Origin of the sequence: Sulfurihydrogenibium sp., from assembly GCF_028276765.1 — a bacterium.
Classification (GTDB): domain Bacteria; phylum Aquificota; class Aquificia; order Aquificales; family Hydrogenothermaceae; genus Sulfurihydrogenibium.
Map to the genome: position 1 here is coordinate 1 of NZ_JAPYVU010000025.1, position 26,225 is coordinate 26,225.

Below are 26,225 nucleotides of genomic sequence, written 5' to 3' on the forward strand. Positions count from 1 at the left end.
GTGTTTTTATCATTTTAGATTATATTTCAGTTGTAAACAACCCACAAGAAGTTGAAAATGTTTTAAAGGAAATCTTGGGAGGTGAAAAAGAGATGATGACATTAACGGAAAAATGGAAAATGGAAGGAATAATTGGAACTAAGAAAGAAGACATTCTTAAGCTTATCAATCTTAAATTTGGTAATGTATCAGAAGAAATCGAAAAATTAATTTCAGAAATAAATGATTTAGAAGAATTAGACAAATTGTTTATAAAGGCTGTCTTAGCTAAAAGTTTGGAAGAATTGTTGAAAAGAGATTAATTGACTATGAGTTATAATAAAACCTACAAAAAGTTTTCTAAAATGACATTAACAGAAAAATGGAAAATGGAAGGATTACAGCAGGGGCTAATAAAAGCAAAACAAGAAGACATCCTTAAACTTATCAATCTTAAATTTGGCAGAATATCAGAGGAAGCTGAAAAATCTATTTTAGAAATAAGCGACTTAGAAGAATTGGACAAACTATTTACAAAGGCTGTCTTAGCTAAAAGTTTAGAAGAATTGTTGAGAGAGTAATAACTGCTGAAAATATCCACACATTTTTAAGGAGCAAGATAAAGTATGAAAATCTCAGAAATAGCAAGGCTTTTAAATGGAAAGCTTGAAAACTTTACACAAGACAAAGAGATTAAAAACCTAAAAAGCGTTGAAACTGCAACAGAGGATGATATTACATTTTTAAAGAACAAAAAAGATTTAGATAAAATAAAAGCCGGTGCTGTTATTGTTGGATCTTTTATTTCAGAGTTAAACATTCCACAGATAGTTGTTGATAAGCCGGATATAGCATTTTATAAGCTTATTGAGATTTTCTATCCGGATGAGAAAAAAGAAGGTTTTATATCTAATTTGGCTATTATTGGTAAAAATGTTGAAATCGGCAAAAACAGTCAAATACATGAGTATGTGGTCATAAAAGACAATGTTAAGATTGGAAAGAATTGTATAATACATCCTTTTTGTTATATCGGAGAAAATGTCCAGATAGGTGACAATTGTATTTTATACCCAAACGTTGTGATTTATAAAGACACAACTATCGGAAACAACGTGATAATTCATGCAAACAGTGTAATTGCCGCAGATGGTTTTGGATACTATCAGGAGGATGGAAAACATAAAAAGATAAAACATATAGGAAAAGTCATCATTGAAGATGATGTAGAGATTGGGGCAAATACTACAATAGATAGGGCTATGTTGGATGAAACAGTCATAAAGAAAGGCACAAAAATAGACAATCTTGTGATGATAGGTCATAACTGTAAAGTAGGTCAAAACACGATTTTAGTCTCGCAGGTTGGAATTGCCGGAAGTTCCAAGATTGGGAATAATGTAATTCTTGCCGGTCAGGTAGGCGTTGCAGACCATATTACCATTGGAGATAATGTTATAGTGACTGCAAAATCCGGTGTAGGTAGCGATTTACCACCAAACGGCATATACGGAAGTTCAATAAGTGCGATAGAGTGGAAAAAATGGAAAAGAGTTATTACAATCCTTCCAAAACTTCCAGAGATTTTGAAAAAACTTGAGAAATAATAGCGAAGAATCTCTTTTTTTTACCACTCTTCATTTCAAATAACAATAAATAACAATTTTAGGATGTTTTATACTGTTCTTCCTACAACTTCCTAAGTGAATGTAAAAGTCATATTAGTTGATGAAAAATTACGCTGTAATAAGTGCGCCCAGAGGGACTCGAACCCCCAACCTTGTGATCCGTAGTCACATGCTCTATCCAATTGAGCTATGGGCGCATGTATAAAAAATTTATTTTAAATTTTTAAATTTGCCAATTTTTCTTCATTTTCTTTTGCAATTAATAAGTCTATAATTTCGTCTAAATCTCCATCCATAATATCGTTAATTCTGTAAGAAGTATAGTTTACTCTATGGTCGGTAACTCTGTTTTGTGGAAAGTTGTAAGTTCTTATCTTTTCGCTTCTTTCGCCAGTTCCAACCTGTTCTTTTCTTTCTTTTGCAATCTTTTCTCTTTCAAGCCTTTCATAATAATCTTTAAGTCTTGCTCTTAAAATCTGCATTGCTTTCATTTTATTTTGGAACTGAGACCTTTCATCTTGACATGTAACTACCATTCCTGTAGGAATGTGTGTAATTCTGACGGCCGAATCGGTAGTATTTACGTGTTGACCACCAGCTCCGCTAGCTCTCATAGTTTCTATCTTTAACTCTTCTGGCTTGATTTCTATATCAACCTCCTCAGCTTCGGGTAAAACAGCTACCGTAACAGTAGAGGTGTGAATTCTACCTGAAGATTCTGTTTCCGGTACTCTTTGAACTCTGTGAACACCGCTTTCATGTTTTAATCTTGAGTATGCGCCTTTACCTTTAATTAAAGCTATAACTTCTTTTATGCCACCTTTTTCTGTTGGATGTAAACTTAAAATTTCTGTTTTCCAGCCGTGTCTTTCTGCGTATCGTTGATACATTCTAAAAAGCTCAGCAGCAAATAAAGATGCTTCGTCTCCGCCCGCCCCTTGTCTTATTTCCAAGATAACGTTTTTTTCATCATTAGGGTCTTTTGGTAGAAGTGCTATATGTATTTTTTTCTCTAAGTCTTCACGCTGTTTTTTTAAAGATTCTAACTCTTCTTCCGCTAATTCACGTAAATCTTCGTCAGAAGAAGAGTTTAGAAGTTGTTTTATTTCTTCTATTTGTCTACTTACATTTTTATATTCATTATAAAGACTTAAAATTTCTGATAACTCTTTATGCTCTTTTGCTATAGATTGAATTTTAGACTGATCCTTTAATATTCCTGGATCGGCCATCAATTCTTCAAGCTTCTTTACTTTTTCTTCTATGTTTTCCAGTAAGACTAAAAACTTTTTATCCATCTATTATTTTTCTGAAGTTTGTCCTTGAAGTTCTAAAAATTTTGGTTTAACTCTTAGTTTTCCAGTATAAAAAGGATGGCAATTGTTGCATACTTCCAAATGCACAACTCCGCCCTTTACAGTATAAATTTCAAATTCATTTCCACAACCACAAACAAATTTAGTTAATTTTAATTCTGGATGAATTCCTTTTTTCAATTTCATACCTCCTAAAGTTTTAAAAATTTTGAATTAAATATTATATCAAAATTATATTCTGTGTGAAAAGTAGTTAAGCGAGGTTGTTCCATAAATTCACGCCGTCATTCTGAAGCCGACAAAGAATCTCGTGTTTTCTTTACAAGTCAAAAAATCAAAAAAAGATACTTCGGACTTTGTCCTCAAAACGACACGAAAAGTTAAACTTACGAGAATTTTAGAACACTCTTGCTAACAAGGTGACAATTTATGATAGAATGAAATTCTTATTATACGTCGGGTGAGAAATTTAATAAAAGCATGAAATTCTTCGCCGGTTGCAGAATGACAGTTTGAATTTTTGGAACACCTTATACAAAAACTTGATAAAAAGTTTACTATTATGTTTATAATTTTGACATACCTTGGGTGAGAAATTAGCGGTTTTTATAGAATTTAAAAAAAAGAGATCCTTCGGACTTCGTCCTCAGGATGACAAAGAAAGCGAAAGTATGTTAACGATTATTTTGTTTGTCATTCTGAGCGAAGCGAAGAATCTCATACTTTTACTGAATTTCTCACCCGACGTGTTTACTATTATGTTTATAATTTTGACATTCTTAATCATCTTCATAAACAAAGATGCAATAGAGCTTATAATTAAGCTGCTGCCGTTTACGAAATAGTTGTTAAGCTATAGTCATAAAAATTATACATCGGGCGAGAAATTCAACAAAAACACAGAACCTCGGCGGCTTTAAGGCGACAATGTTTTAATCCCAGCTTCTCATCTTGCTGTACTGAGACCAAGAAAGTCAGAAAGTTAACTAATTTTTTTAGGCTTATTAATATCTAGAAGCTTCACATCAACTTCTTACCTTTTATCTCCACTACTATGGTAAAATTTAAATATCTCTATATATTTTCCATAGTTAAATATTTTGGAGGCAAGGAGAATGAGAAAGGTTTTGATTTTATTGACTATATTCACTTTTTTAGCATCACTGACACAGGATAGCTTTGCAAGGGTTGGAAGAGGGGGCTCTACACACTTTAGAAGCTACAAAGCCCAGGATTTTAACAGGGTAAATAAACCTGTTAATCCTTCTACAAATCCGTCTAATCCTGCTATTCATCAGCCAACCTATAATCAAATGCCACAGCAAAAGCCATCTTTCTTAACATCGTTCTTTTCAGGATTGCTTGGTGCTTTAGCAGGTATGGCGATTTTTTCAGCATTAAGCCATCTCTTAGGACCACAGTTTGCAGCAGGATTATTAGGAATATTAGGACTTTTATTACTACTTGGGCTGGTTTTCTTCATTATCAAGCTATTTAGAAAAAAAGAAGAACCGGTTGGAGCTTTCAACACAAATTTAAACTATCAACCTTATCAATATTCTTATTCCCAATCTCAAGAAGGAACTATGCCTTACATCAATGAAGAGTTAATCCTAAATTTAACCAAGAATATTTTTTATGATATTCAAAAAGCATGGTCTAATGGAGATTTATCACCTGTTAAAAACTTTTTGACAGATAGAATGTATCAGTACTTAGACCAGCAGTTAAAAGAGTTAAAAGCTAAAGGACTAAGAAATATTGTAGAAAATCCACAGATTGAAAATCTTGAAATTGTTCATGTTGAGGAAGAGGGAGATAATAAAGTGGTTATAGTAAGGCTTGATGCGTCAGCTATAGATTACACAGTAGATAGCAATGGAAATATAGTAGAAGGGGATAAATATAATCCTGTATCATTTACAGAATATTGGGCATTTGTAGGAAAAGCTTTAAATTGGAGATTGGATGATATTAAACAGGTTAGCGATGTATAAAGAAATAATACTAATATGGGGTTTGATTATGGCTTTAACATTGGCAAAGGAAGTAAAGGCAAAAGAGAATATTATCATTAAAAAGTTAAAAAATGGCACTACCGTTGTTATAAAACCAAGGGAAGATACACAGGCTGTAGCTGTTCAGGTTTGGTTTGGCGTTGGCTCAGTTTATGAAAAGGATAACGAAAGAGGATTAGCTCACTTTTTAGAACATATGCTTTTTAATGGAACTAAATACACAAAACCAGGAGAAATAGAGTTTGAAGTAGAAAAGAAAGGCGGTAGCATAAACGCAGCAACAAGCTTTGATTTTACTTATTATCATATTGAAATCGCAAGTGAGTTTTGGAAAGATGCATTGTACTATCTTTACTATATGACTACTGAACCAACATTGTCCGATGAAATGGTAGCAAAAGAAAAACCTATAGTTTTAGAAGAGTTGAACAGACATCTTGACGACCCAAAAAATCTTCTTTGGGATACATACAATAAACTTGCTTATAAAAAATCTAACTACAAACATCCGGTAATAGGCTACAGGGAAACAATAGAAAACTATACACCGGAATTAGTTAGAAACTATTTTTATTCTTATTATACTCCATCAAATAAAACCGTGGTTATTGTTGGAAATGTAAAAGCTGAGCAAGTTTTGAAAGAGATAGAAAAAACTTTTGGAAGTGTTAAAGGTAAATACTACAAACCACCGGAGGTTCCGTTAGAAGACCCACAACAAGAAGTAAGAAGAGAGGATATAAGAAAAAAACAGATTACAAGAGCATACGTAGCCATCGGTTGGCAAGCTCCACCTATTACAGATAAAGATTCATATCCTTTGAATGTATTAGAAGAGATTTTATTAAATGGAAAAAGTTCAGTAATGTATCAAGAGATAAAAGAAGCTGGATTAGCTCAATCAATTATGGGCGGATATTTAGCTCATAAAGGAACAAGTCAGTTTTTAATATACTTTGTAGCCGATGAAAGCAAAATAGAGCAGGCAAAAATCAAAATATTTGAAATCATAAAAAGATATCAAGAAAAGGGATTTTCTAAAGAAGAGGTAGAAAACGCTAAGAAGAGAATAATAAACAGAGAAATCTTTGCAAAAGAAGAAGTTGATAATGACGCAGAGGCAATTGGCTATTCTATAACCGTAACTGGCGATATTAACTACGATTTAAAGTATCTTGACAGAATCAAAAAAGTTAAAAAAGAAGATTTAGATAGAGTAATAAAAGCATTTAAAGATAATAATTATACAGAGGTAAGACTACTACCTGAAAGTGTCCCTGTAGCTCAGTAGGACAGAGCCCCAGATTCCTAATCTGGAGGTCGGCGGTTCAAATCCGCCCAGGGACACTTACATCCAGGAGAAGAATGATAGATAACATCGAGCAATTTTTAAATAGCTATGGATATTTTGCTGTATTTATAGGTACATTCTTAGAAGGAGAATTTGCTCTACTGGTTGCTGGATTTTTTATAAAACATGGATTTTTAGCACCATTGCCAACACTCATATTTTCAATCCTCGGAGCATTAGTTCACGAACTGATATATTTTTTCTTGGGAAGATGGAAAGGAAGACACTTTTTACTTGGAAATAAGTATACAAAAAGAAAGTACAGAAAGATGAAAAGCCTAATTCAAAAATATGGGATTTTCTCTCTCTTTATAATTAGATTTATGTATGGTATGAGGGTAGTTCCGATGATGCTGATGGGAGCTTCCGGCTTTAATTTTTATAAATTTCTTTTTTTCAATATCTTATCTTTGATAATATGGGCTGTTTTATTTTTGTATATTGGTTATTTTTTTGGTCATGTTGCAACAATGCTATTTGGCGAGGCTAAGCATTACTTCTTCATAATAGGAATGGTTGTAGCTGTCATTGGACTTTTAATATATTTGATTTCTTTTTCATATAAAAAAATAAAAGCATAGAGGGTTATCATGAAAGATTTAATCTCTATTGACCAGCTGAATAAAGAAGACATAGAGAACATCTTTAAAATTGCCAAAGAATACAAGGAGAGATTTAAAAACGGGGAAAAAAAGTTTGATGATTTAAGAGGATACTCTGTTTTACTTGTATTTTTTGAAAATTCTACAAGGACGAGAACATCTTTTGAACTTGCCGGAAAGATTCTTGGGGCAGATACAATAAACATTTCAGCATCTTCAAGTTCTGTAAAGAAGGGTGAGACACTTTATGATACTGTGAAAACCTTAGAAGCAATGAACACAGATTTTATAGTGATTAGGCATTATATGTCCGGTGCGGCTAACATAGTTGCTAAGTCTGTAAAATCTCATGTAATAAATGCAGGAGACGGGACTTATCAGCATCCATCCCAAGCATTGCTTGATGCTTTTACCATCATAGAAAAAAAAGGAACTTTAGCCGGATTAAAGATAGCAATCATTGGAGATATTCTTCATAGCAGAGTAGCAAGGTCTGATATAAAACTTTTTAAAAAGCTTGGCGGAGAAGTTACAGTATGTGGACCAATAACAATGCTACCAAGACATGCAGAAGTATTGGGTGCAGACTATATAACAACAGACATTGAAGATGCTATAAAAGATAAAGATGTAGTTATCTTTTTAAGAATTCAGCTTGAAAGACAGGATAAACCATTTTTCTCAAGCTTGAGAGAATACTCTATAAAGTATGGATTAAACCAAGAAAGATTAAACAAAATGAAAGAAGATGCAGTTATCATGCACCCTGGACCTATAAACAGAGGAATTGAAATCCAAAGTGAGCTTGTCTATGGAGATAGAAGTTTAATCTTAGACCAAGTTGAAAATGGATTATTTGTTAGAATGGCTATTTATAAATATTTGAAAGATTTGGAGGGGAAGACATAAATTAAGTATTGATGGAAAAGTATATCTAAGATTTAAAAAAAACTTAAAAGTGAAAAAATTTCGTAATTTTTGATTGTAAAAGTGAGGTTGTTTCAATTTTGTCATCCTGAGGACGTAAGTCCGAAGGATCTCCTCTTTTAAATAAGGTGATAAAGTGAGTAGAGGCAATTCATGAATTGCCCGTACAGTGAATAAGTGAGAGGTAAAAGCCGGAGGTTCTTCGCTTCGCTCAGAATGACACTGTATAAAGATAAAGGCGGAAATTCTTCGTATGGCTTTAGAATGACAATAAAAAGGTTGATTAATTTTTAGACTTAGTTAGAATTTTAAAGCACTGTAAGTTGACTTAAAAATCAAACAGTGTTATATTTTTTATGGAGGTTTTGAATGAAAAGGGATTTTGTTTCTTTTACAGACTTAAGCAGAGAGGAAGTTTTAAGCATTATTGATTATGCAAAAAAGCTTAAGAAAGATAAGTTTGCAGACAGAACGTTAGAAGGAAAATCTATTGGACTGATTTTTATGAAACAATCAACAAGGACAAGACTTTCATTTGAAGTTGGTGTTTATCAAATGGGCGGTCAGCCTATATATATTTCTGGTTCAACCACGCAGCTAAGCAGAGGAGAAGATATAAAAGATACAGCAAGAGTTATGTCAAGATATCTTGACGGTATCGTAATAAGAACTTTTTCACATCAAGAGGTTGAAGAGCTTGCAAAGTATAGCTCTATTCCGGTTATAAATGCTCTTACAGATTATCAACATCCTTGTCAAGTTTTAGCAGACTTAATGACGATAGACGAAGAGTTTGGAAGCTTAGAAAATAAAAAAGTTGCATATGTAGGCGATGGAAACAATATGGCAAATACTCTACTCCTTGCCTGTGCATTGATGGGAATGGATATTTCAGTTGCTACACCCACTAACTATGAACCAAACGGCAAAGCAGTTTATGAAAGCTTAGAAATTGCTAAAAAAACCGGTTCAAAAATCACAATTACAAACGACCCAAAAGAAGCTGTTTTAGAAGCTGACGTTATCTATACAGATGTTTGGGTTAGTATGGGGCAGGAGAATGAAAAAGGCAAAAAAGATGTATTTAAACAGTTTACAGTAAATAAAGATTTAGTTTTACTTGCCAAACCAAATGCGATTGTGATGCACTGCTTACCGGCTCATAAAGGTGAAGAAATAACTGAAGACGTGTTTGAACAGTATTCAGATGTAATCTTTAATCAAGCAGAAAACAGGCTTCACGTTCAAAAATCATTGATGAGCTTTTTATTTAAAAATAGATAGGAGGTTAGAATGGAAAAGAAAAAGGTAGTTTACAGAAGGCATGACAGAAATAACATACCATTACTCCCACCAGAAGTAAGAAAAAATACGTTTAAAGAGTATTCTCTTGGACTTGGACATACTGCTGCAAAAGATGAAGCGGACAGATGTATATTATGCAGAAAACCACCTTGCCAAGAGCATCAAGGTAAGTATGGTTGCCCAGTTTATGGAGACATAAACCTTTGGATGGAACAGATTCAAAAGAATAATTTAATTGAAGCATTTAGAATACTTAGAGCAAAAAATCCTTTTCCTTCAATCTGTGGAAGAGTTTGTCCACAGGATAGGTTATGTGAAAGCACATGTGTTTTAACATTTAAAGACAACGGTCAACCTGTAAACATCGGTGGTCTTGAAAGATTTGTAGGTGATTCAATAAGAATGAGCGGTATAAACTGGGAAGACCCAAAAGAGCCACCAACAGGTAAAAAAGTAGCAGTGATTGGAGCAGGACCTGCCGGATTATCTGCTGCATATTTCTTAGCTAAAAAAGGACATTCAGTAACGGTTTTTGAAGCTTTACCATTTACAGGCGGAGTTATGAGATACGGAATTCCAAAGCCAAGGCTTGACAGAGAAGTTTTAGATTGGGAAATTTCTTTAATAGAAAAACTTGGCGTTGAAATTAAAACAGGAATTAAAGTAGGAAAAGATATCTCATTAAACGATTTAAGAAAACAGTTTGACGCTGTGTTTATCGGCGTTGGATCTGGAAGAGGTAAAAAGATGGGAATTCCAGGAGAAGACTTAAAAGGTGTTTATACAGCTATATCATTCTTGATGAAAGTTAACGTCGATTATGTTGATGATATGCTTGCACCGGAGACAGACATAGAACTTCCAAGAAACAAGAGAGTTGCAGTTATTGGTGGTGGATTTACTGCTGCAGACTGTATGTATACATCAATAAGACTTGGAAATGAAACACATTTAGTATACAGAAGAACAAGAGACACATCCTCAGCAAGACAGGAAGAATGGGACCATTTAGCAGAAGAGGGAGCAATTTTAAGATGGTTAACCCAGCCGATAGAAGTAATCGGAAACGATAAAGGTGAAGTTGTAGGATTAAAATGTATAAAAATGGAGCTTGTGCCAGATGAAAAAGGCGGAAGACCAAAACCAGTAGAAGTTCCCGGTTCAGAACATATAATCGAATGTGATGCTGTAATCATGGCGGTAGGTCAAGGAGATAACCCGCTTGCCTACAAAGATGTTCCAGGATTAAAAATAGACAAATGGAATAACTTATCTACAGTCGATAAAAAATTCAGAACAAACGTTGAAGGCATCTTTGCAGGTGGTGATGTTGTAAATGGTGGAGATACTGTTGTTGTTGCAATCAGACACGGTAGAGACGCAGCAGAAAGTATTCATGAGTATTTAATGACAAAAGAATGGAAATACGGAGAAGATTAATTTTAAGCTAACAGATGACTTGAGGAGGCGGCTTTCGAGCTGTCTCCCTTATAATAAGAGTGCTATAAAATCTTAACCGAGTCTAAAAATTAATTAACCTTTTGATTGTCATTCAACAGCCAACAAAGAATCTCCTTTTCCCTTACTTTTTAGAATAAAAGAAAGTTCAAGGCTTTCAACAAATTAAGGAATAGACTATCAAGATTGTGCTTTTATTTTGTAATAAGAGGTTATCTTTTGTGAAGTTGTTTTTGATTTCGACTTGATGCGATGCATGTGAAACATTATTTAAAACCATTATCATTTTTTTGAAGCGTCTCACATCTCACGTCTCACGTTTCACCTCTTACATAACCCACACGGTTCAGATGTAACTATACCATATCAAAAGATTTCTATATCTTCATATCCCTTTATAACCCACACGGTTCAGATGTAACAATCGGCGACTTATGTTCAAAATTTATAAAAGAAAAAACTTTATAACCCACACGGTTCAGATGGAACTCTTTATTTCAGAACTAGTAGAAGAGAAAATTATTATCTTTATAACCCACACGGTTCAGATGGAACGAATAGGTTACTTTCCGACCTGTACAATTCCAATGCAGCTTTATAACCCACACGGTTCAGATGGAACGCTAACTGAAGTTGCATGTTGTATTTATTTATCGTTCTTTATAACCCACACGGTTCAGATGGAACGGAACTATCGTCGTTGGGTCTGGAGAGAATATTCCATCCTTTATAACCCACACGGTTCAGATGGAACCTTGCCAAATCAAAGCTCCAAGCCTAAGCTCAATCTGCTTTATAACCCACACGGTTCAGATGGAACAAGATGCTACTATTTGAAGCCCTGCTATACACTATGGGTCTTTATAATCCACACGGTTCAGATGGAACTGTAAAATCGTGTCTTTATGGCTTTTATGGTCTCATTACTTTATAACCCACACGGTTCAGATGGAACCCGTTAACTTTTAACTCAAAAATAAAATCGCTTTTAACTTACTCTATCCATATTCTGATAATCATTATACCAAACTTTTAAAAAACCTGCAAGTTTAAGTTTTTTGCAGCAAACCTCGATATACAGAAAATATATTATTATATTTTATCCTTTAAAATCCCATCACAAGCCTACTGCTGAAAACCACAAACTCAGAAGCTCGCTGCAAATATCACTCCTTAACTTCCCGATCTCAAAAAATTTTAAAATAAAAAATTACAAATTTTCAAAAAATTAAGCATTAAAAAATTCAAAATTAAAAAAATTTAATTCAACAAATACTTATAACTTCTTTTCAAAAAATCCCTTTCAAGCCATTACTACACAAGCTTAAATCAAACTTCAAAAAATAAAATCACATTACCAGTACCTTAGCTTTACTGACTTGTAAATCATCTCACCAAGCCATCAAGCAATCAAACAAAAATCACTAAGATATTGATAAACTTATCTCTAACTTTTCACGTCTCACGTTTCACGTTCTCACGTAAAATAAGCTTGTGCGGGCTAACCTATTCAATTGCCAAGGTTCAGTTAAAAAATTAAAAAGCTAATATAAATATACAAAAAAATTTTCTACCTGTCAAGTAGAAAATGAAAGCTGTTTAAGGACTCTTGTAAATCTAAACTTTACGCCATCCTGAGCGTAGTTAAGGATCTCATTTTTTAATGTTTTTTGTAAATAGGGGATTCTTCTCCGGCTGCAGAATGACGAATAAGATCATCCTTCCTTTAATGCTTATCATTTAACCTTTTCCTGTTATTCTGTAGGCGGTAAAGAATCTCCACCTTTTTAACTACCGTTTATTTGGTGTAATGGCAATTCATGAATTGTCTCTCATCATTTTATCGGAATTTGTTATAATTTAGATAAAACAAAAATATCGGAGATGATTTGAATGGAACTTATATTAGCGGTTATATTTATCTTTTTTGCAGTGGTTATTTTTGCAGGAATCTTAGGCATGAAAGCTTCTAAGTAATTGTGGGAATTTATCTATTCTGCATCTTGCCTTTGCCTCAAAATCAAGAGATACTGATATACCTTTTTCTTTAAACCTTTTGTATCCAGTGTATGCTACCATCGCTCCATTGTCAGTACATAGATACATAGGCGGAAAATGAACTTCTAAATGTTTGATATTTAAAAATTCCTCCCTTAATTGTGAGTTTGCAGATACACCTCCAGCCACAACAACTCTATTTATTCCAAACTCTTTACACGCTAAAACCGTTTTTTTGACTAAAACATCAACAACAGCGTTTTGAAAAGATTTTGCGATATCTTCTTTGTTGTAGATACCTTTATTAATCTCTCTAATCACAGCAGATTTTAATCCGCTAAAAGAAAAATTATACTTATTTTCTTCATCATTTAATAAAGGTCTTGGAAATTTTATAACCTCCTTTCCTTCTTTTGCTAACTTATCAATTAACGGACCACCGGGAAATCCAAGACCTAAAGCCCTTGCTACTTTATCATAGACTTCACCGACTGCATCGTCTAAGGTTCCGCCAAGATAAATATAATCTTCAAATTCTTTAACTAAAATCAGCTCTGTATGACCACCAGAAACTACAAGAGCTAAAAACGGATATTCAATTTCTTTTGTTATAAAGTTTGCAAATATATGAGCTTCTATATGATGAACCGGAATCAATGGTTTTTTTAAAGAAAAAGATAAAGCTTTTGCACCGGAAACACCTGCAACAAGAGAAACTATAAGACCGGGCATAAAGGTAGTAGCGATAGCATCTATATTAGATAAGGCTATATTTGCATCTTTTAGAGCTTTATCTAATACCGGTAAAAAGTTTTTTGTATGCTCCCTTGCTGCGATTTCTGGATAAACACCGCCAAATTGAGCATGGATAAGCTGGGATGATACAACATTAGACAGTATACCTCTTTCGCTGTCGTACACCGCTACTGAAGTATCATCACAGGATGTTTCTATTCCAAGAACTACCATATCAATTCATTTTTTTAGCAAAGTTTAAAATTTTAATTGCATTAACTGCAGCTTCCAATTGTGGGTCTTTTACTTCTGTCTCATCTTTTCCACTTATTTTTGCTTCTCTCTCTGCTTTAGCTTTTGCTATCTCTTCTTCCTCTGTCATTTTAACAATAATATCCGGAGTAATTCCTTTGTTCATTATTAGATTTCCATTTGGTGTGTAATAGTGAGCAACGGTAAGCTTTATGCCAGAGCCATCTTGTAAAGGAATTAGTGTTTGAACTGAAGCTTTTCCAAAGGTTGTATCTCCTACAATTATAGCTCTTTTATGGTCCTTTAATGCACCTGTCAAGATTTCTGAAGCAGAAGCAGAACCTTTATTTACAATAACAGCAATAGGAACGTCTTTTGGAACTATTGGGTCTGATTCTGAGTAAAACTCTTCTTTGTTCTTAGGGTCTCTTCCTTGTGTATATACAATAAGCTTGCCTTTTGGAAGAAGCATACTTGCTATAGAAACAGCAGATGTCAATAAACCACCAGGATTATTTCTTAAGTCTATTATTATGCCTTCTTTGTTTTTAAATTGTTTTAAAGCTTTTTCAAACTCATCAGCTGAGTTTTCTTGGAATTGGGTTAATCTAATGTAGCCAATCTTTCCATTTTCAAGCTCTTTTGTTTTAACACTTTTTACTTTGATTATGTCTCTTACTATTTCAACTTTAAAAGGCTTATCTACTCCTTTTCTGAAAATAGTCAATGTAACTTTTGTTCCGGGCTGTCCTCTCATTTTTTTGACTGCTTGGAATAACGTCATCTTATCTGTAGGCTCACCGTCAATTTCTATTATCCAGTCTCCGGGCTTTATTCCAGCTTTGAATGCAGGGGTATCTTCTATCGGAGAAACAACGATAAGTTTATTATTTTCCATTGTTATTTCTATGCCAAGACCGCCAAACTCTCCTTGAGTCTCTGATGTAAACTCTTTAAACTCTTCCGGCGTGAAGAAAGTTGAGTACGGGTCTAAGGATGACAGCATTCCTCTTAACGAGCCATACAGTAAATCCTTTGATTTTGGTCTTTCTACATAATTATCTTCAACGATTTTTAATACATCTGTATAAGTTCTAATTATCTGAACTTCATCTGAGTAGTCTGTTTTAGACTGGTTTTTTGAGTTTAGTCCAAAACTCATACCGGCGATAAAAATTAACATTATTCCTACAACAAGCGAAATCTTGCTCTTCATCTTTACTCCTTTATTAAGTTAAAATTTTTATCAAATTTTAGTATATCATAGAAAGACAAAAGGTAAAAAGTGAAAGATAATTTTTAATTTTATTCTCCCATTTCTCAATAATATTTTAAATGTTCATTCTTTAAAATGTTTTATTCTTAGTTTATTATAGGCTTTTTACTTTAAGATTTCTGACAAAAACGCTACATAAAACTCATTAGAAAGAAAATGTAAAACTATGGCTAAAGAAAAAGATTTTGTTTTTTGATACACAAAGCCGTAAAATAACGATGGAAAAAACGTTAAAATTGAGTGTAAGTCTTGGTAGATGATTATATGAGGAATGGTAAAAAGTATAGAAGTTAAAAGATTAGAAAAATAGCTTAGCAAATAAACTCTAAAGAAAAGCTCTTCTGAAAAAACTACAAACAGATTGTTTAATGCTTGAAGTGGTTCATGGATAAATAAAAATGGTAGTATAAAAATTATTGATAAATCATACTTTCTCGAGTAAGAAAAAACAGACTTAAAATCAATAAAAATAATTGGAGAAAGTAAAATAACAAATATAAAGTATGGTAGATTGGTAAATTTATAAATTATTATGCTTATGATTAAAGCTATATATAAAAAAGCAGGGAATAGTTTATTATTCATTTAAAGTAAATTTTATAGGCTTTTATGTTTATTTATTCCTTGATAGCAAAGTTCAAATTTTAAAAAACCTTTACCGTAAATGTGTACGATAAAGGTGTTTTGGTTTGCGGTAATAACCATGTAATTACAAAGTCATTACCGAACCAATTAACAGATACCTTAACTTTTGTTTACCGTAGAATCTAAATTTAAAACATTATTATTAGCAAGCTCTATTTCCTTAGGTGCAGTAAAGAATGCAATTGTGAGGAGTATATACCCTATAAATACTGCAACAGATCCAATTAATATTATAAGTAAAATCGTTCCCCAGAAAATAAACTTTCCGGACATATCAAAAAGGTTTTGGTTTAAAGTAATTGATAATTCTATTAAAACATTTTTAAGATTAATAACCGCAAAGATAGCCAATCCATAAGCCAATAAAGCACCAACTACAGCTAAAAATGTATTACCGTCTCCGATAATTGCAGCTATCACAAAGAAAATAAGCAAAATTTCTGCAACGAAGAGAAATATACCCCATCTTAATCCATATTGAAATATAGACGGTTTATTTAGAATTTGTGAATACTGATAAAAAGCAACCAAAATAAGAATTAAACCAACTATGGATAAAAGGTTAAACAAAAATCCTAAGATAATAAAAATACCACCAATACCACCAAGCATGTTTGGCGTGCTTAAGTTTAATTTCTGTGAATTCATCTTAACCTCCTCCTGTTTTTTTAATTTACTTCATTTTAATGCCAAAGTCTTAAGAAATAGTAAAGCATCATCTTTTGATATTTCTATTGCTTTTATTTCTGGTAATATATTAGGATCTTTAAGTTTTTTCTGATCTTGATCTACATATTCTATTTGTCTATCTTTTTCTAAAGCTAAAAGCGTTAGCAATGAGGACATTAGGCTCGTTCCGCCAGAGATATAAATCGAAACCTCTTTGTCTTCGTATTTTTTTATTTTGATATTTATTTGAGTTATCTGTTCTTTCATACTTTTTTCATCGTTAAAATCGCATTTATAAGTGCAAATATTGTCTTTAATTTTATGATATATTCCAAGACTTTTTAAGATCTCATTTAAGTACTCTATACCATTTTTTCCTTTATCATTTCTTGTTTCTGTTTCGTCACTGTATAAAACATGTATTTCCTTTAAAACATCCTTATGAAACTCTAAAAGCTCATATACAGGCTCATAATTCTGAGGTAAATCACTTATGATTTCCTGGTATTTTTTTCTATTTGTTGACCTAGGATCAAGTCTTGATAGAGCAAAAATCAATACAGGTCTTGGTTCTCTGCCTTTAGATGGTCTAATTTTTAATTGTTTGTCAAAAAAATAAACAAAAACAAAGCCAACAGAAAACATGTTAAGAAATGTAGTAATTGCCAATCCTGCATTCTTTATTAAATCTTCACCGGCTATCATATTCTTTATATATTCTGCCAATAAGCTTGATAAGACAAATTCAGATAAAAAGCCTATAAGACCAATCAGTCCACCAACTTCTCCAATTAACAAATATCTTAAAACACCGGAAAATTCTTTAGCTGTTCTTTTGTAAAAGTAATGATGATATAATAAAAGTAAAATAGAAGAAATCACTAAGGATGAAATTGCTAAAAGACTAAAGAGGATCGTAGAATTACCCTTTAAACTTTCGGCAATAATAAATGGAACATAACTTAAAAATACGATTATTATAAATCCTATTAGACTTGCAGAATATTTATACTTTTTAAACCACTTATCCATCTAACACTCCATAACCTATACCAGTTTTTGATCCAATACCAAGATAGTTAAACGCTTGTATTAAATCTTGTTTTAAATCTGTTTCAAAGGCTTCTTTATAGACCTGACTATTTTTAAAGTAGAAGTTAAATTTTTCTCCCTTTGCTACTGTCAAGAATTTTATTGGAACTGGATTTTGGTCATCAGTTGGTGGCTCTTTGTCATTGTAATATTTGGGATAATGTGGGTTCATGATATCTTCTTCTAATATTGGAAATTTTTCTGGAATAGCATCGAGAATGATTAAATCTCCTTTGTATTGTTGATTTCCAAAAACCCTTACAAACGCTCCTATCTCTTTGTCTTCTCTATCTCCGCTTTCAATCCCCTTCTCAAATTTTGAATACTTTTCAAAATCAAAATTTACCTTTTCTAAAATCTTATAAGCTCTTAAAACGCCTTTAATTGCGCTTGATGGAATGTAAGGAAAGCCGTAAATAAAATGTAATTTAATAGAAACTTCCAAAGCAGACCCACCGCCAAGCCCAACTATCAACCTTGATTTTGTCATAAGTGTAAAGCTTTTATCTGCTATCTGTCTTTGTCTTTCATTTAGTTTTTTTATATAATTGTCAGCTTCTTGGAAATTTTTTGGCTTTAATTCGTAAACCTTTTCTTTAGCTTTAGATATATCAAGCATCCTTTTGTTTTGCATATTATAAAATGGGATATACTTTTCTAAAATCAACTTTAAATTTGATGCACTTTTTAATGAAAGTTTTATATCATTTCCTTTTGGAATAACTAATATTGCATCTTGTCCTGGATTATGTTTATCCTTGTTCATTTTCGCCTCCAGACTCTAACATAGCATCAGAAAATCTTCTTAACCAATTTACAAGTCTTAAAGTTTCGTCTGTATAGTACATATACTGTTCAACGGTTGCATTAAGAACAAGTTCTCTCATTATTTCTTCAATTTTAACTTTTACATTATCTCTCTTAAAACCGGGTTCTTTTTGACCTTTTTGTCTAAACAACCAATTTGAAATAATCGCTATAACTTCAAGATGATGGTCTTTTCCTTTTGCGAACAAGAAAGCTAAAGTATTTCCAAGTCCGTTTGTTAAAATAAGTGTACCAAGCTTAGATATTAACGAGCTTGCATCTTTTTCAAAAGGTTTACCTTTTATCTTAGAAACACATTCAAAAGCATAATTACTTCTCTCTTGTTCTAATGTTTTCATCTCTTACGCCTCCACTACTATTTTTGTAAATCCTCTTCCAAGTGTTTCGTCTCCTCCAAATTGAAGGATTTGATTGTTTATTCTTCCTATTACTTTATTTAGCTGTTCTTGATGTTCAGATTCTTTTCTTGCATCTATACAACCATAGAACACTGTTTCTGCAGGCAATAACTCTTCATACCATAGTCCGCCTTTCTGAACTGTTCCTTTCGCTTGGTCGATTTTAATTCTTGCGTTTACTTCTGTATAGTTTTTGACAAAAAATTTAAATACATCATCGCTTACTACCGCTATTTTGTTTTCATCTATTTCACATTTTGTAATTTCTTTGAGTTTTTTTAGATTTTCGTTTATGGCTGCATTAAATGTAAATTCTTCTAAAACAAGCTTGTTATTATTCATCAAGACATTATTTGAAGATACTACCGCATTGTCTTTTTCTACTTTTGGAATTTCGACGTTTATTTCTGTATCTCTTTTGAATCTTTCAAGAACGTAAGGGGAAGTTATCCATACAAAAACACCTTTTAGAGATTTTACCGGGAATAAAAGAATCTTTCCATCTGTAAATATGACTTTTCCTTCTTCATCTCCTTTTCCAAAGATATCTTCTTGTTCTTGCTCGTTAAATGAAGCTCTTACAACACCTTTAATTGCTGAAGATGGCATCACCGGAAAATCTGTGTGTACTTCTCTTTGAATTGGCAAGTCTATTAAACTTAACGTCGTTCCACTGCCTATGTGCATTGGTGTTAAAACATGATAGAAAACTTTTTTCATTATCCTTGACCTCCTTTATTTAAATTTAAAGCTCCTATTATGCTTAATCCAAATCCTGTTGGATTTTTAGTATCAAAGTATGGATATTCAAGCTCATAATAAGCTGGTTTAAGATAGTATTTATCAAATATTTCATCAATTTTGCTTTTGTCTTCTACTTTGTAGTAAATAACCGAACCTTCAGGAATTAGTCTAAATATTCTGGTTGGAAATCCTGTTTTGTCATTTGGTAATTTTATCCAACTGCTATAAATAAATGGTTTACCTAAAACCTTGGCTATGATTTTTGCTCCTTCTATTTCTAATACCTTGTTTGTAGGTGATAGTAATATTAACTTGAAAAATCCTGTTTTTCTGACAATGTTTTTTATATTTTCCTTTTCTTTTAAAAGCCTTTCTGTTAAATCTTTATCTTTTTTAATTATGACCGATAGCCTACTTTCCCCGCCAACGATTACAGTATCGATATTTAAATCTTCAGATGGCTTTACATAAAAATAAACATCTTCTTCAAATCTGATAAATGTTTGAGTAAATAAGTGCCCTTCCTTTGTGGTTCTCGTGCTTCTATCTATTGCTATACCTGTTCTTAATTCTTTATACGGTCTTAAAAGCTCTGTATTAGCCGATATTTCTTCATCTTTTAAGTATTTTATATACTCCTCATCTTTTAAATAGCCGTTTAAATCCTCCATCTTTTCGCTGGTTTGATAATCTAAAAAGTATTCTAAATTTTCTTCTGTAATTACATTGTCAAGCTTTCTGACAACTGGTTTGATTACTCTGTTATTTGCGACTTTTATATCTATTGGTGCTTTAAAGTATAGATTTTCTCCTTTTGCAAGGGATATAAACTCTAAGTTTAGTTTTTTGCCTGCGGCTTTGTTTAGTCCGCTAATAATTGGGATTGGATTTATAAAGAAGCCCGACTCTCTAAAAACTCTTTCTGTTGCATTAAATGGCTTTCCATCTCCAAAGGTTAATACATCAAATGGTTTAATTCCTATCATATTACACCCCGCTTGCTATAAATTTAGCTACTTTTAAAGTGTTGATTATTTTTTCCGGCTCTTTGAAGTCAAAAAGCTCTTTAGTATCTAACATAAATTTTGCAAACTCGTCTTTTCTCTTATAAGGCTTCTTCTCAATTAGATATTTTGTTAGCTTTTTAACAGGTTCCTCATTTTCTGTTTTTGGTAGGTATGGAAGTAAAAGCTCTTGTAGTTGATAGATAAAGCCAAATGGAAAATCTTCATCAGATAGAAAGCTTATTAATTCTTCAAATAATTGTAAATGATCGTTTTTTATTGGAGCTTCTGCTGACGAGAATGAATGTTTTATGTATTTTATGTATACTGCATCTTTTCCATCAACTTTTTTAGCTTTGCTTTCTGCAGACCTTGCTTCTTGTAATACATAGTTAAGAGGTATTTTGTAATGGGATATTACCAAACCTGCGCTTGCTGTAAAGTTATATCCTGTATCTTTCATATACTCTTTAAATTTTTCTACTATTTCTTTGTATCCTTCTAAGACTGTTTTTAATGGGAACAGTGCTAATAAATCATCTCCACCTGAGTATACAGACATTCCGGAGTATTTTTCTACTATACCTTTAACCTCTTTACTAAATTCTGATAACTTTTTGGTTATGATTTTAATCTTATTTTCTTCAAATGCTTTTGATATTTTTTCTCCCATTGAGTCTCCATCCATTACAACGATGGCATAGTAAACTGGCGGCTTGCCAATTTCTCTGTATAATTCATTTAAAGACTTTATCAAATCAGGATTTTCTCCGTTATTTTCTAATACCTCTATGTATATGTTTTGTTTATCTTCTTCAAGCAAATCTATTTTTCCATGCTTTTTAAAGATTTCTTGTATTCTATTTCCATGCTCTGCAAGATATTTTTTTAAAGCCACGTCAACTACAGATTTCTTATGTTTTCCATGGTAATATCTCTTTGCATAGCAAAATGCACAAAGCCTGTCTTCTTCATCTTTTTCTGTGATTGAGCTTTTAAAATTATTTTTTGTCGCTCCAAGTATTACTCTTTTTCCGCATACCTCACAAAGATAAGCTCCTCTTATAAGTTCTGGATTAATTTGATATGCTTTTTCCATAAAATCCTGATAATTTTCAAAAGCTGAGTACTGATTCTTTTGTTTTTGAATAAGATTAAATCCTTCAATAAATTTATCATCAGGCTCTATTGATGCTTTTGCATTAGCTACTGCAATATCTACATCATTTTTTGCTTTTACAATGTTGTTATCTTTAATCTCGCTAATAGCCCAAACTATATTGATGGCATTTTTAATTTGATATCTGATTAAATTTTCGTATATGCTGAATTCTTTATCCGGAATTCTATGTTTAACCGTATCTACAAGAGTATTTAATTTTTTTAACATTTCTTCTTTCATACGCTTTACTTTTTCAGTTACCTGCTCTTTCTCTCCTTCTATTGCAAGATATGCTACGTTTGTTATGTTTAGGCTATCTTCTTTTACAACATCAGCTGTTGGAATTATAAACTCTACTTTGCCATCATTTGCAAGCGACTTTAATCCTGATTGCATAATCCTTGGAATAAGTTCACTACCACCTGTCAAGTCTTTAAGCTTTCTTGACCTTACAATTGTATCTTGTATAGATGGAATGGTTATTTTTACTAAATACTTAGCCATCTTTTAGCCCTCTCTTATTTTTTAAAAGTATTTTCTGTTAATTCTTTAGCTTTTTCTATTGCATCTTTCCAATCATCATATTTAAATTTTTCATTTTTATAATAAAACCCAATAACAAACAATCTGTAAGATTGACCAACTTTTAAAATAGAAAAGTTTACGAAAGATGCTTGTCTTCTTGGACTTACTCCTCCAAGGATAAATTTTAAATTATCTTTTTCTTCTATCTTATGGATTACTTTTTCGTATAGATTTTTTAAAGTGTTTTCAAACTTTTGTTTATTTATTGGTATAAATTCATCTTTTAGAGGCATACCAAAAACTGAAAAATTTCTATTATCACCATCTTCTTGTTCTGAAAAGCAAGCAAATAAAGGATTGTTTGTTTTTATCACTCCATATCCTTTATCTAAAAAGAATTTATCAATTTTTCCTACTTCATCTTTTAAACCAAATTTTTCTATCTGCATATTTCCAAACAGTCTATTTCTTCTATGTCCTACTCCAAGAAGAAAAGCAACGTTTAACAGTGCTTTATAGAATTCTACCGGATATTTGTAAGAAATAATTTTTAAGTCAAAAGTTTGGTTTTGCAATATGGCAAGCTTAGAAAAATCATTTTTATGTGGAAGTAGTTTGATTTTTTCAGTTTCGAGATTGTTTGGAATATCAACAATCAGTCTAAACTTTCCTTTGCCTTGTGTATTACCAAAAATTTCGCTTTCTAATTCATATAATTTTTCAATACCTTTTTTATTATGCTCTACATACTTACCGGCTATCAATCTAAAAGCCTGTCTCATTGCAGATTTTATTTCTGTTGGTCTAATATAAATAGAGTCTAATTTTCCACTATCTGCTCCGCCCATGATGGTTGGAGTTATGATTTCTACTTTAAAAATAGCTTCCTCCATCTTTAACCTCTCTCTTTTGATTTTTTTTAAAATGGACTTCTTAAAATTTCTTCATTTAACTTTATTGGAACTTCAACGTATTCATCTCTGTTATAGTGAAAAACTTTTATCGGTAAAAAGTAGCCAAGAGCCATACCAAGAGCAAGCATTATCGCAACAGGTGCTGAAAATACCATGTAGTTTTCTTTTTGCTTATTATCATCTATTGCCGTGTAAATCTCAGAAACAATATCGCTCCAATCTCCAATCTCTAAATTACCCTGATGCTCTTTACTTTGTATTATCAACTCCCCTTTAGCTCCTAACTTTTCTTTAAGCTCCAATCCTTTTTCTATCGGATTATGGCTTGCAAGATAAATAATTATCATCAACGGATCTTGTATATTTTTATTAACAGAAATTTTTTCAAATTCTGACTTTTTCTCTTTTATCTTTCTTGGATTATCTGTTAAATCAATAACTTTGTGATATTCTTTTTGATAATGATAAATTATGCTTGCCTGTCTGTTTCCAAGGATAACACCAAAATACAAAGCCAATGTAGATATTCCCGCTGAGATATTTAGAACTACTTTATTATGATCTTTCATTACTCCTTCCAATGTCAGAAGTTTACTTACTTTTTCTCTAAACTCATTTAAAATTTTTATAAGCTCTTCTCTGTTTGAAAAATCTACACTTGGTGTTATTAGATACATGTCTTGGTCTTCTAATCTGTAGAATTTTTTTAGATTTTCTAATTTGAAATACTTAAATCGTTCGTCTTTCTTGATTGCATCTTCCATTTGTTTTAAAGATTGTGAAGCTAACTCCGGTTTATTTATATGTATAAATATTACAGGCAAATGCTCTGGGTTGAGCCAAAAGTTAAGCTCTTCTAAGTTCTCTATGTCTTCCGGAGTTATTAAAACTTTTTTAGCTTTCTCAGTTATTTCCTTTTTTTCTTCTAAATGATTAACCGGTATTATAAACCCATTTGATGAAACTTCTCCTGTAAAAGCAACATTATCTAAAATTTCTTTTTCTTTTGCTATCAAACCTGCTGCAACGGCTAATTGGTAAGATTTTCCGCTAAAAATGTTGTCAAAAATTACAAAAAAGTTTTTATTTGTAGCTTCTTTTATGGTTTCTAACTCTTGACTATTGACAAATGTGTTTAGTGTGAAAGTTTGGTTTGATAAAGGTATTATTAATGCTTTATTTAATCTTGATTCTTCAGGGTTTTCTATATTGTAGGTAGGGAAATACACTTCTTTAAATGGATTTCTTATTATCTCTATGGTTGTTTGCTGGTCAAGGTTTAGGGTTTTGGTAAGTAGTTCAAAATTTAAGTATTTCTTTTCTGTTAGTAGCAATTTTATTATCTCATATTTTGCTTGTGTGATTTCAATATCTGTATCTTGCATAAGAAGTATTGAGTATAAATCTTCTAACCATTCTTGTTTTATTTTCTTTGATTCTACTAACGCTTTGATTACTTCAAACCTTTCGTTTTTTATTAGCTGTCTTATATGCATAAATCACCCCTCGGCTATAATACTAATGTGTTTCGCAAATTCTTCTAAGTCTATCTGTTCTTTCACCGGAATAAATATGCTTGTATCTTTTAAGATGCCGTTGAAAACAGTATCGTTGTCTAAAAATATTTTTACTTTTTTGTTTAAGTATTTCTCATCTAAAATTATTTCTATAAAATCATCTCCACGATATAAAACAAAATCGTCCGTATATGTAGCTTTTTGTGGAGTAGATGCAACATGTCTTAATACAAATTCGCTAATTCTCTCTGGGGCTATTTCTATCATCATCTCTTCAGGCTCTGCCAAGATTTCAAAAATTCTTGCGTGGAATTCTTTTATTTGATTAAACTCCTCTTGCTTGAATTTGTTTCTGATATCATCTTCAAATATTGGAGTAAAGCCTTTTTTTAACTCAGACTCATAACCGTCACGGAATTTTATAATTTTATCTAGCTCTTCTCTGCTTAAAGCATCAAGTAATATAAATCTACTAATTTCCTCTGCTGTTAAATAGAAGTTATTTGTAGTTTCAACCATTATAGTCATTGGACCTAACTCCAATATTACATCCGAATTGGTTGCAAATAAGTGATAGTCTGAAACTTTCAATACTTCATAGATGTTATCGTCAACTTTATCAACCACAAGAAAATAAAGGGGTTTATTTGGCTTGTTTTTATCTAAAGATCTTAAGCTTCCAAAGTAAACTCCGCCTATAACAGGTTGTTTATTAGAAATTGCACTATTATAAATATTCTCTTCAAGTTCTTCTTCCATATATTCATTGTATAAATCATTTAGCCACTTAGCCATGGTTATTTACCTCTAATTTTTTACAAATTTCATGAGAATGTTCTTTTAAAAACTTTTCAAAAGCTTCTGCTGAAAATGAATATTCTTTTAAAATTTCTTTTATTTTTGTTTTCATTCTTTCTACTCTTTTATACAGTGCATCGTCAGATAGTTCATTAAAATATTTACTTTTATAAAGTTCTTTACTATCAGATATTTGATAGCAAAACATTAACATCTCGTTATCTGACAGACGCTTTGTAAAAGCTATTTTTAATTCTTCAACTTCAATATTCAAAATAAAATCTTCTCCTTTTCCAATTAGGTCAAAATAACTTTTAACTTCATCTTCATCATCTTCCTCTTTACTAATAATAACTTCAGATATTTCATTTTCTGACATCAATTTGACTGATGCGTAAACATCGGCTAAAAAGTTTTTCGCCATCCTTTGAATATAACTAACCAATCCACTTTGTTGTTCAAAAAACTTATCTAATATATGATTTCTATGTGGTAAGATTTTGGTCGCTAAGAATTCTTGAAATACATCTTCTTTGTCGTAGTAATTAAGTATTAGTGTATAGGTAGGGCTGCCGATGATTTTAAAAAAGATATTTTTTATAACTTCTAAGCCTTTTGGGTCATTTTCAGAAAAAAAATTAAAGATTAAATCGTTTCCTGACATTATCCTGCTCCACCTATAAGTTTTTCTATTAATGGTATTATCATTGAACAGTTTCCACATTCTGTAAGATTGCCTTCTTTGTAGAGGTCTATTAGTACTTGCGAATTGATGTAAAATTTAAATCTTTTTCCATTTTTTGTAAATAAAAATACTTCATCTTTTATGTCTAGGTCTAAACATTCTTCTTTTGTTCTTTTTTGGAAGAAGCATTTTGATAGCTTTATCTTTGGTCGTTTATGCTTAAACAATATATTAGTAGATGTAGCAATGAAAGAAACAGTCCCGTTGTTGTCTCTTATGATTATAATCGGTCTTTGTTTTAAAGGACATACATTTTTAATATCTGTAGTTAAGGAAATATTGCTTTTTTGGTAGAATTCTTTTACTCTAACAATTAGGAAATCACCTGACTTAAATGAT

General features: G+C 31.9%; 25 protein-coding genes, 2 tRNA genes, 1 pseudogene and 1 CRISPR repeat array. Of the genes and pseudogenes, 10 read left to right on the top strand and 18 right to left on the bottom strand.

Features of this window, described 5'->3' with window-relative positions:
- From Q0929_RS05305 to lpxD, 3 genes and pseudogenes are all read left to right on the top strand, one after another.
- Nucleotides 1-302: pseudogene (locus Q0929_RS05305) on the top strand (hypothetical protein); the annotation flags it as partial.
- A 6-nt stretch (nt 303-308) separates the two neighbouring features.
- On the top strand, nt 309-560 hold the full coding sequence (locus Q0929_RS05310) for a hypothetical protein (protein ID WP_299238642.1): 252 nt from the start codon (nt 309-311) through the stop codon (nt 558-560).
- Nucleotides 561-605: 45 nt separating this feature from the next.
- Nucleotides 606-1,586 (top strand): UDP-3-O-(3-hydroxymyristoyl)glucosamine N-acyltransferase, encoded by a 981-nt coding sequence (gene lpxD, locus Q0929_RS05315; RefSeq protein WP_299238643.1) that lies wholly within the window; start codon nt 606-608, stop codon nt 1,584-1,586.
- A gap of 144 nt (nt 1,587-1,730) precedes the next feature.
- Here the strand turns inward: lpxD and Q0929_RS05320 are convergent.
- From Q0929_RS05320 to rpmE, 3 genes are all read right to left on the bottom strand, one after another.
- Nucleotides 1,731-1,804: transfer RNA gene (locus Q0929_RS05320), tRNA-Arg, on the bottom strand.
- 18 nt (nt 1,805-1,822) lie between these two features.
- Entirely contained in the window at nt 1,823-2,905 is a 1,083-nt protein-coding gene (gene prfA / locus Q0929_RS05325; RefSeq protein WP_299238645.1) for a peptide chain release factor 1, read from the bottom strand.
- A gap of 3 nt (nt 2,906-2,908) precedes the next feature.
- Entirely contained in the window at nt 2,909-3,103 is a 195-nt protein-coding gene (gene rpmE / locus Q0929_RS05330; protein ID WP_343232046.1) for a 50S ribosomal protein L31, read from the bottom strand.
- Nucleotides 3,104-4,038: 935 nt separating this feature from the next.
- On the opposite strand from rpmE, the gene Q0929_RS05335 reads away from it, so the two are divergent.
- The 7 genes from Q0929_RS05335 (at nt 4,039) to gltA (ending at nt 10,566) form a co-directional block, all read left to right on the top strand.
- The gene (locus Q0929_RS05335; protein ID WP_299238648.1) at nt 4,039-4,920 is read left to right on the top strand and encodes a Tim44-like domain-containing protein; all 882 of its coding nucleotides are present in this window, start codon (nt 4,039-4,041) and stop codon (nt 4,918-4,920) included.
- A complete protein-coding gene (locus Q0929_RS05340; RefSeq protein WP_299238650.1) occupies nt 4,892-6,232 on the top strand; it encodes a pitrilysin family protein in 1,341 nt (446 codons plus the stop codon). Before Q0929_RS05335 ends, Q0929_RS05340 begins: the two co-directional genes overlap by 29 nt.
- Nucleotides 6,215-6,288 (top strand) — tRNA-Arg (locus tag Q0929_RS05345). Before Q0929_RS05340 ends, Q0929_RS05345 begins: the two co-directional genes overlap by 18 nt.
- 18 nt (nt 6,289-6,306) lie before the next feature.
- Nucleotides 6,307-6,873 carry a DedA family protein gene (locus Q0929_RS05350; protein ID WP_299238651.1) on the top strand — a complete coding sequence of 189 codons (567 nt, stop codon included), beginning with the start codon at nt 6,307-6,309 and terminating at the stop codon, nt 6,871-6,873.
- A 9-nt stretch (nt 6,874-6,882) separates the two neighbouring features.
- Complete coding sequence (locus tag Q0929_RS05355) at nt 6,883-7,803, top strand: aspartate carbamoyltransferase catalytic subunit (protein ID WP_299238652.1); 921 nt, start codon at nt 6,883-6,885, stop codon at nt 7,801-7,803.
- A gap of 387 nt (nt 7,804-8,190) precedes the next feature.
- Nucleotides 8,191-9,105 carry an ornithine carbamoyltransferase gene (gene argF / locus Q0929_RS05360; protein ID WP_299238653.1) on the top strand — a complete coding sequence of 305 codons (915 nt, stop codon included), beginning with the start codon at nt 8,191-8,193 and terminating at the stop codon, nt 9,103-9,105.
- A 9-nt stretch (nt 9,106-9,114) separates the two neighbouring features.
- Nucleotides 9,115-10,566: an NADPH-dependent glutamate synthase gene (gltA, locus tag Q0929_RS05365; protein ID WP_299238654.1), complete on the top strand. Its 1,452-nt coding sequence runs from the start codon at nt 9,115-9,117 to the stop codon at nt 10,564-10,566.
- A gap of 346 nt (nt 10,567-10,912) precedes the next feature.
- Nucleotides 10,913-11,539: a CRISPR direct-repeat array (repeat unit 29 nt; unit sequence CTTTATAACCCACACGGTTCAGATGGAAC).
- 998 nt (nt 11,540-12,537) lie between these two features.
- On the opposite strand, the gene tsaD is transcribed toward gltA, so the two are convergent.
- The 15 genes from tsaD to Q0929_RS05440 all read right to left on the bottom strand — a co-directional run.
- Nucleotides 12,538-13,551, bottom strand: a complete 1,014-nt coding sequence (gene tsaD, locus Q0929_RS05370) for a tRNA (adenosine(37)-N6)-threonylcarbamoyltransferase complex transferase subunit TsaD (RefSeq protein WP_299238655.1) — start codon at nt 13,549-13,551, stop codon at nt 12,538-12,540.
- A 1-nt stretch (nt 13,552) separates the two neighbouring features.
- Nucleotides 13,553-14,785: a S41 family peptidase gene (locus Q0929_RS05375; protein WP_299238656.1), complete on the bottom strand. Its 1,233-nt coding sequence runs from the start codon at nt 14,783-14,785 to the stop codon at nt 13,553-13,555.
- 165 nt (nt 14,786-14,950) lie between these two features.
- A complete protein-coding gene (locus tag Q0929_RS05380) occupies nt 14,951-15,430 on the bottom strand; it encodes a CPBP family intramembrane glutamic endopeptidase (protein WP_299238658.1) in 480 nt (159 codons plus the stop codon).
- 159 nt (nt 15,431-15,589) lie between these two features.
- The gene (locus Q0929_RS05385; protein WP_299238660.1) at nt 15,590-16,138 is read right to left on the bottom strand and encodes a DUF996 domain-containing protein; all 549 of its coding nucleotides are present in this window, start codon (nt 16,136-16,138) and stop codon (nt 15,590-15,592) included.
- Nucleotides 16,139-16,168: 30 nt separating this feature from the next.
- The gene (locus Q0929_RS05390) at nt 16,169-17,191 is read right to left on the bottom strand and encodes a hypothetical protein (protein WP_299238662.1); all 1,023 of its coding nucleotides are present in this window, start codon (nt 17,189-17,191) and stop codon (nt 16,169-16,171) included.
- A complete protein-coding gene (gene cmr6 / locus Q0929_RS05395; protein WP_299238664.1) occupies nt 17,184-18,017 on the bottom strand; it encodes a type III-B CRISPR module RAMP protein Cmr6 in 834 nt (277 codons plus the stop codon). Before cmr6 ends, Q0929_RS05390 begins: the two co-directional genes overlap by 8 nt.
- Nucleotides 18,004-18,417: a type III-B CRISPR module-associated protein Cmr5 gene (cmr5, locus tag Q0929_RS05400; protein WP_299238665.1), complete on the bottom strand. Its 414-nt coding sequence runs from the start codon at nt 18,415-18,417 to the stop codon at nt 18,004-18,006. The genes cmr6 and cmr5 overlap by 14 nt, the downstream gene beginning before the upstream one ends.
- A gap of 3 nt (nt 18,418-18,420) precedes the next feature.
- Nucleotides 18,421-19,197, bottom strand: coding sequence for a type III-B CRISPR module RAMP protein Cmr4 (gene cmr4 / locus Q0929_RS05405; protein ID WP_299238666.1), 777 nt, complete (start codon nt 19,195-19,197; stop codon nt 18,421-18,423).
- Nucleotides 19,197-20,207 (bottom strand): type III-B CRISPR module-associated Cmr3 family protein, encoded by a 1,011-nt coding sequence (locus tag Q0929_RS05410; protein ID WP_299238667.1) that lies wholly within the window; start codon nt 20,205-20,207, stop codon nt 19,197-19,199. The genes cmr4 and Q0929_RS05410 overlap by 1 nt, the downstream gene beginning before the upstream one ends.
- Nucleotide 20,208: 1 nt before the next feature.
- Entirely contained in the window at nt 20,209-21,891 is a 1,683-nt protein-coding gene (gene cas10 / locus Q0929_RS05415; RefSeq protein WP_299238669.1) for a type III-B CRISPR-associated protein Cas10/Cmr2, read from the bottom strand.
- Nucleotides 21,892-21,905: 14 nt separating this feature from the next.
- Nucleotides 21,906-22,805, bottom strand: a complete 900-nt coding sequence (gene cmr1 / locus Q0929_RS05420; RefSeq protein WP_299238671.1) for a type III-B CRISPR module RAMP protein Cmr1 — start codon at nt 22,803-22,805, stop codon at nt 21,906-21,908.
- Between the two features lie 26 nt (nt 22,806-22,831).
- Entirely contained in the window at nt 22,832-24,322 is a 1,491-nt protein-coding gene (locus Q0929_RS05425; RefSeq protein WP_299238673.1) for an SAVED domain-containing protein, read from the bottom strand.
- Nucleotides 24,323-24,325: 3 nt separating this feature from the next.
- Nucleotides 24,326-25,138, bottom strand: a complete 813-nt coding sequence (locus Q0929_RS05430) for a hypothetical protein (protein ID WP_299238674.1) — start codon at nt 25,136-25,138, stop codon at nt 24,326-24,328.
- A complete protein-coding gene (locus Q0929_RS05435) occupies nt 25,131-25,805 on the bottom strand; it encodes a hypothetical protein (protein ID WP_299238675.1) in 675 nt (224 codons plus the stop codon). The genes Q0929_RS05430 and Q0929_RS05435 overlap by 8 nt, the downstream gene beginning before the upstream one ends.
- A partial coding sequence (locus tag Q0929_RS05440; protein ID WP_299238676.1) for a hypothetical protein occupies nt 25,805-26,225 on the bottom strand: 421 nt, incomplete at its 5' end. The genes Q0929_RS05440 and Q0929_RS05435, both read right to left, overlap by 1 nt.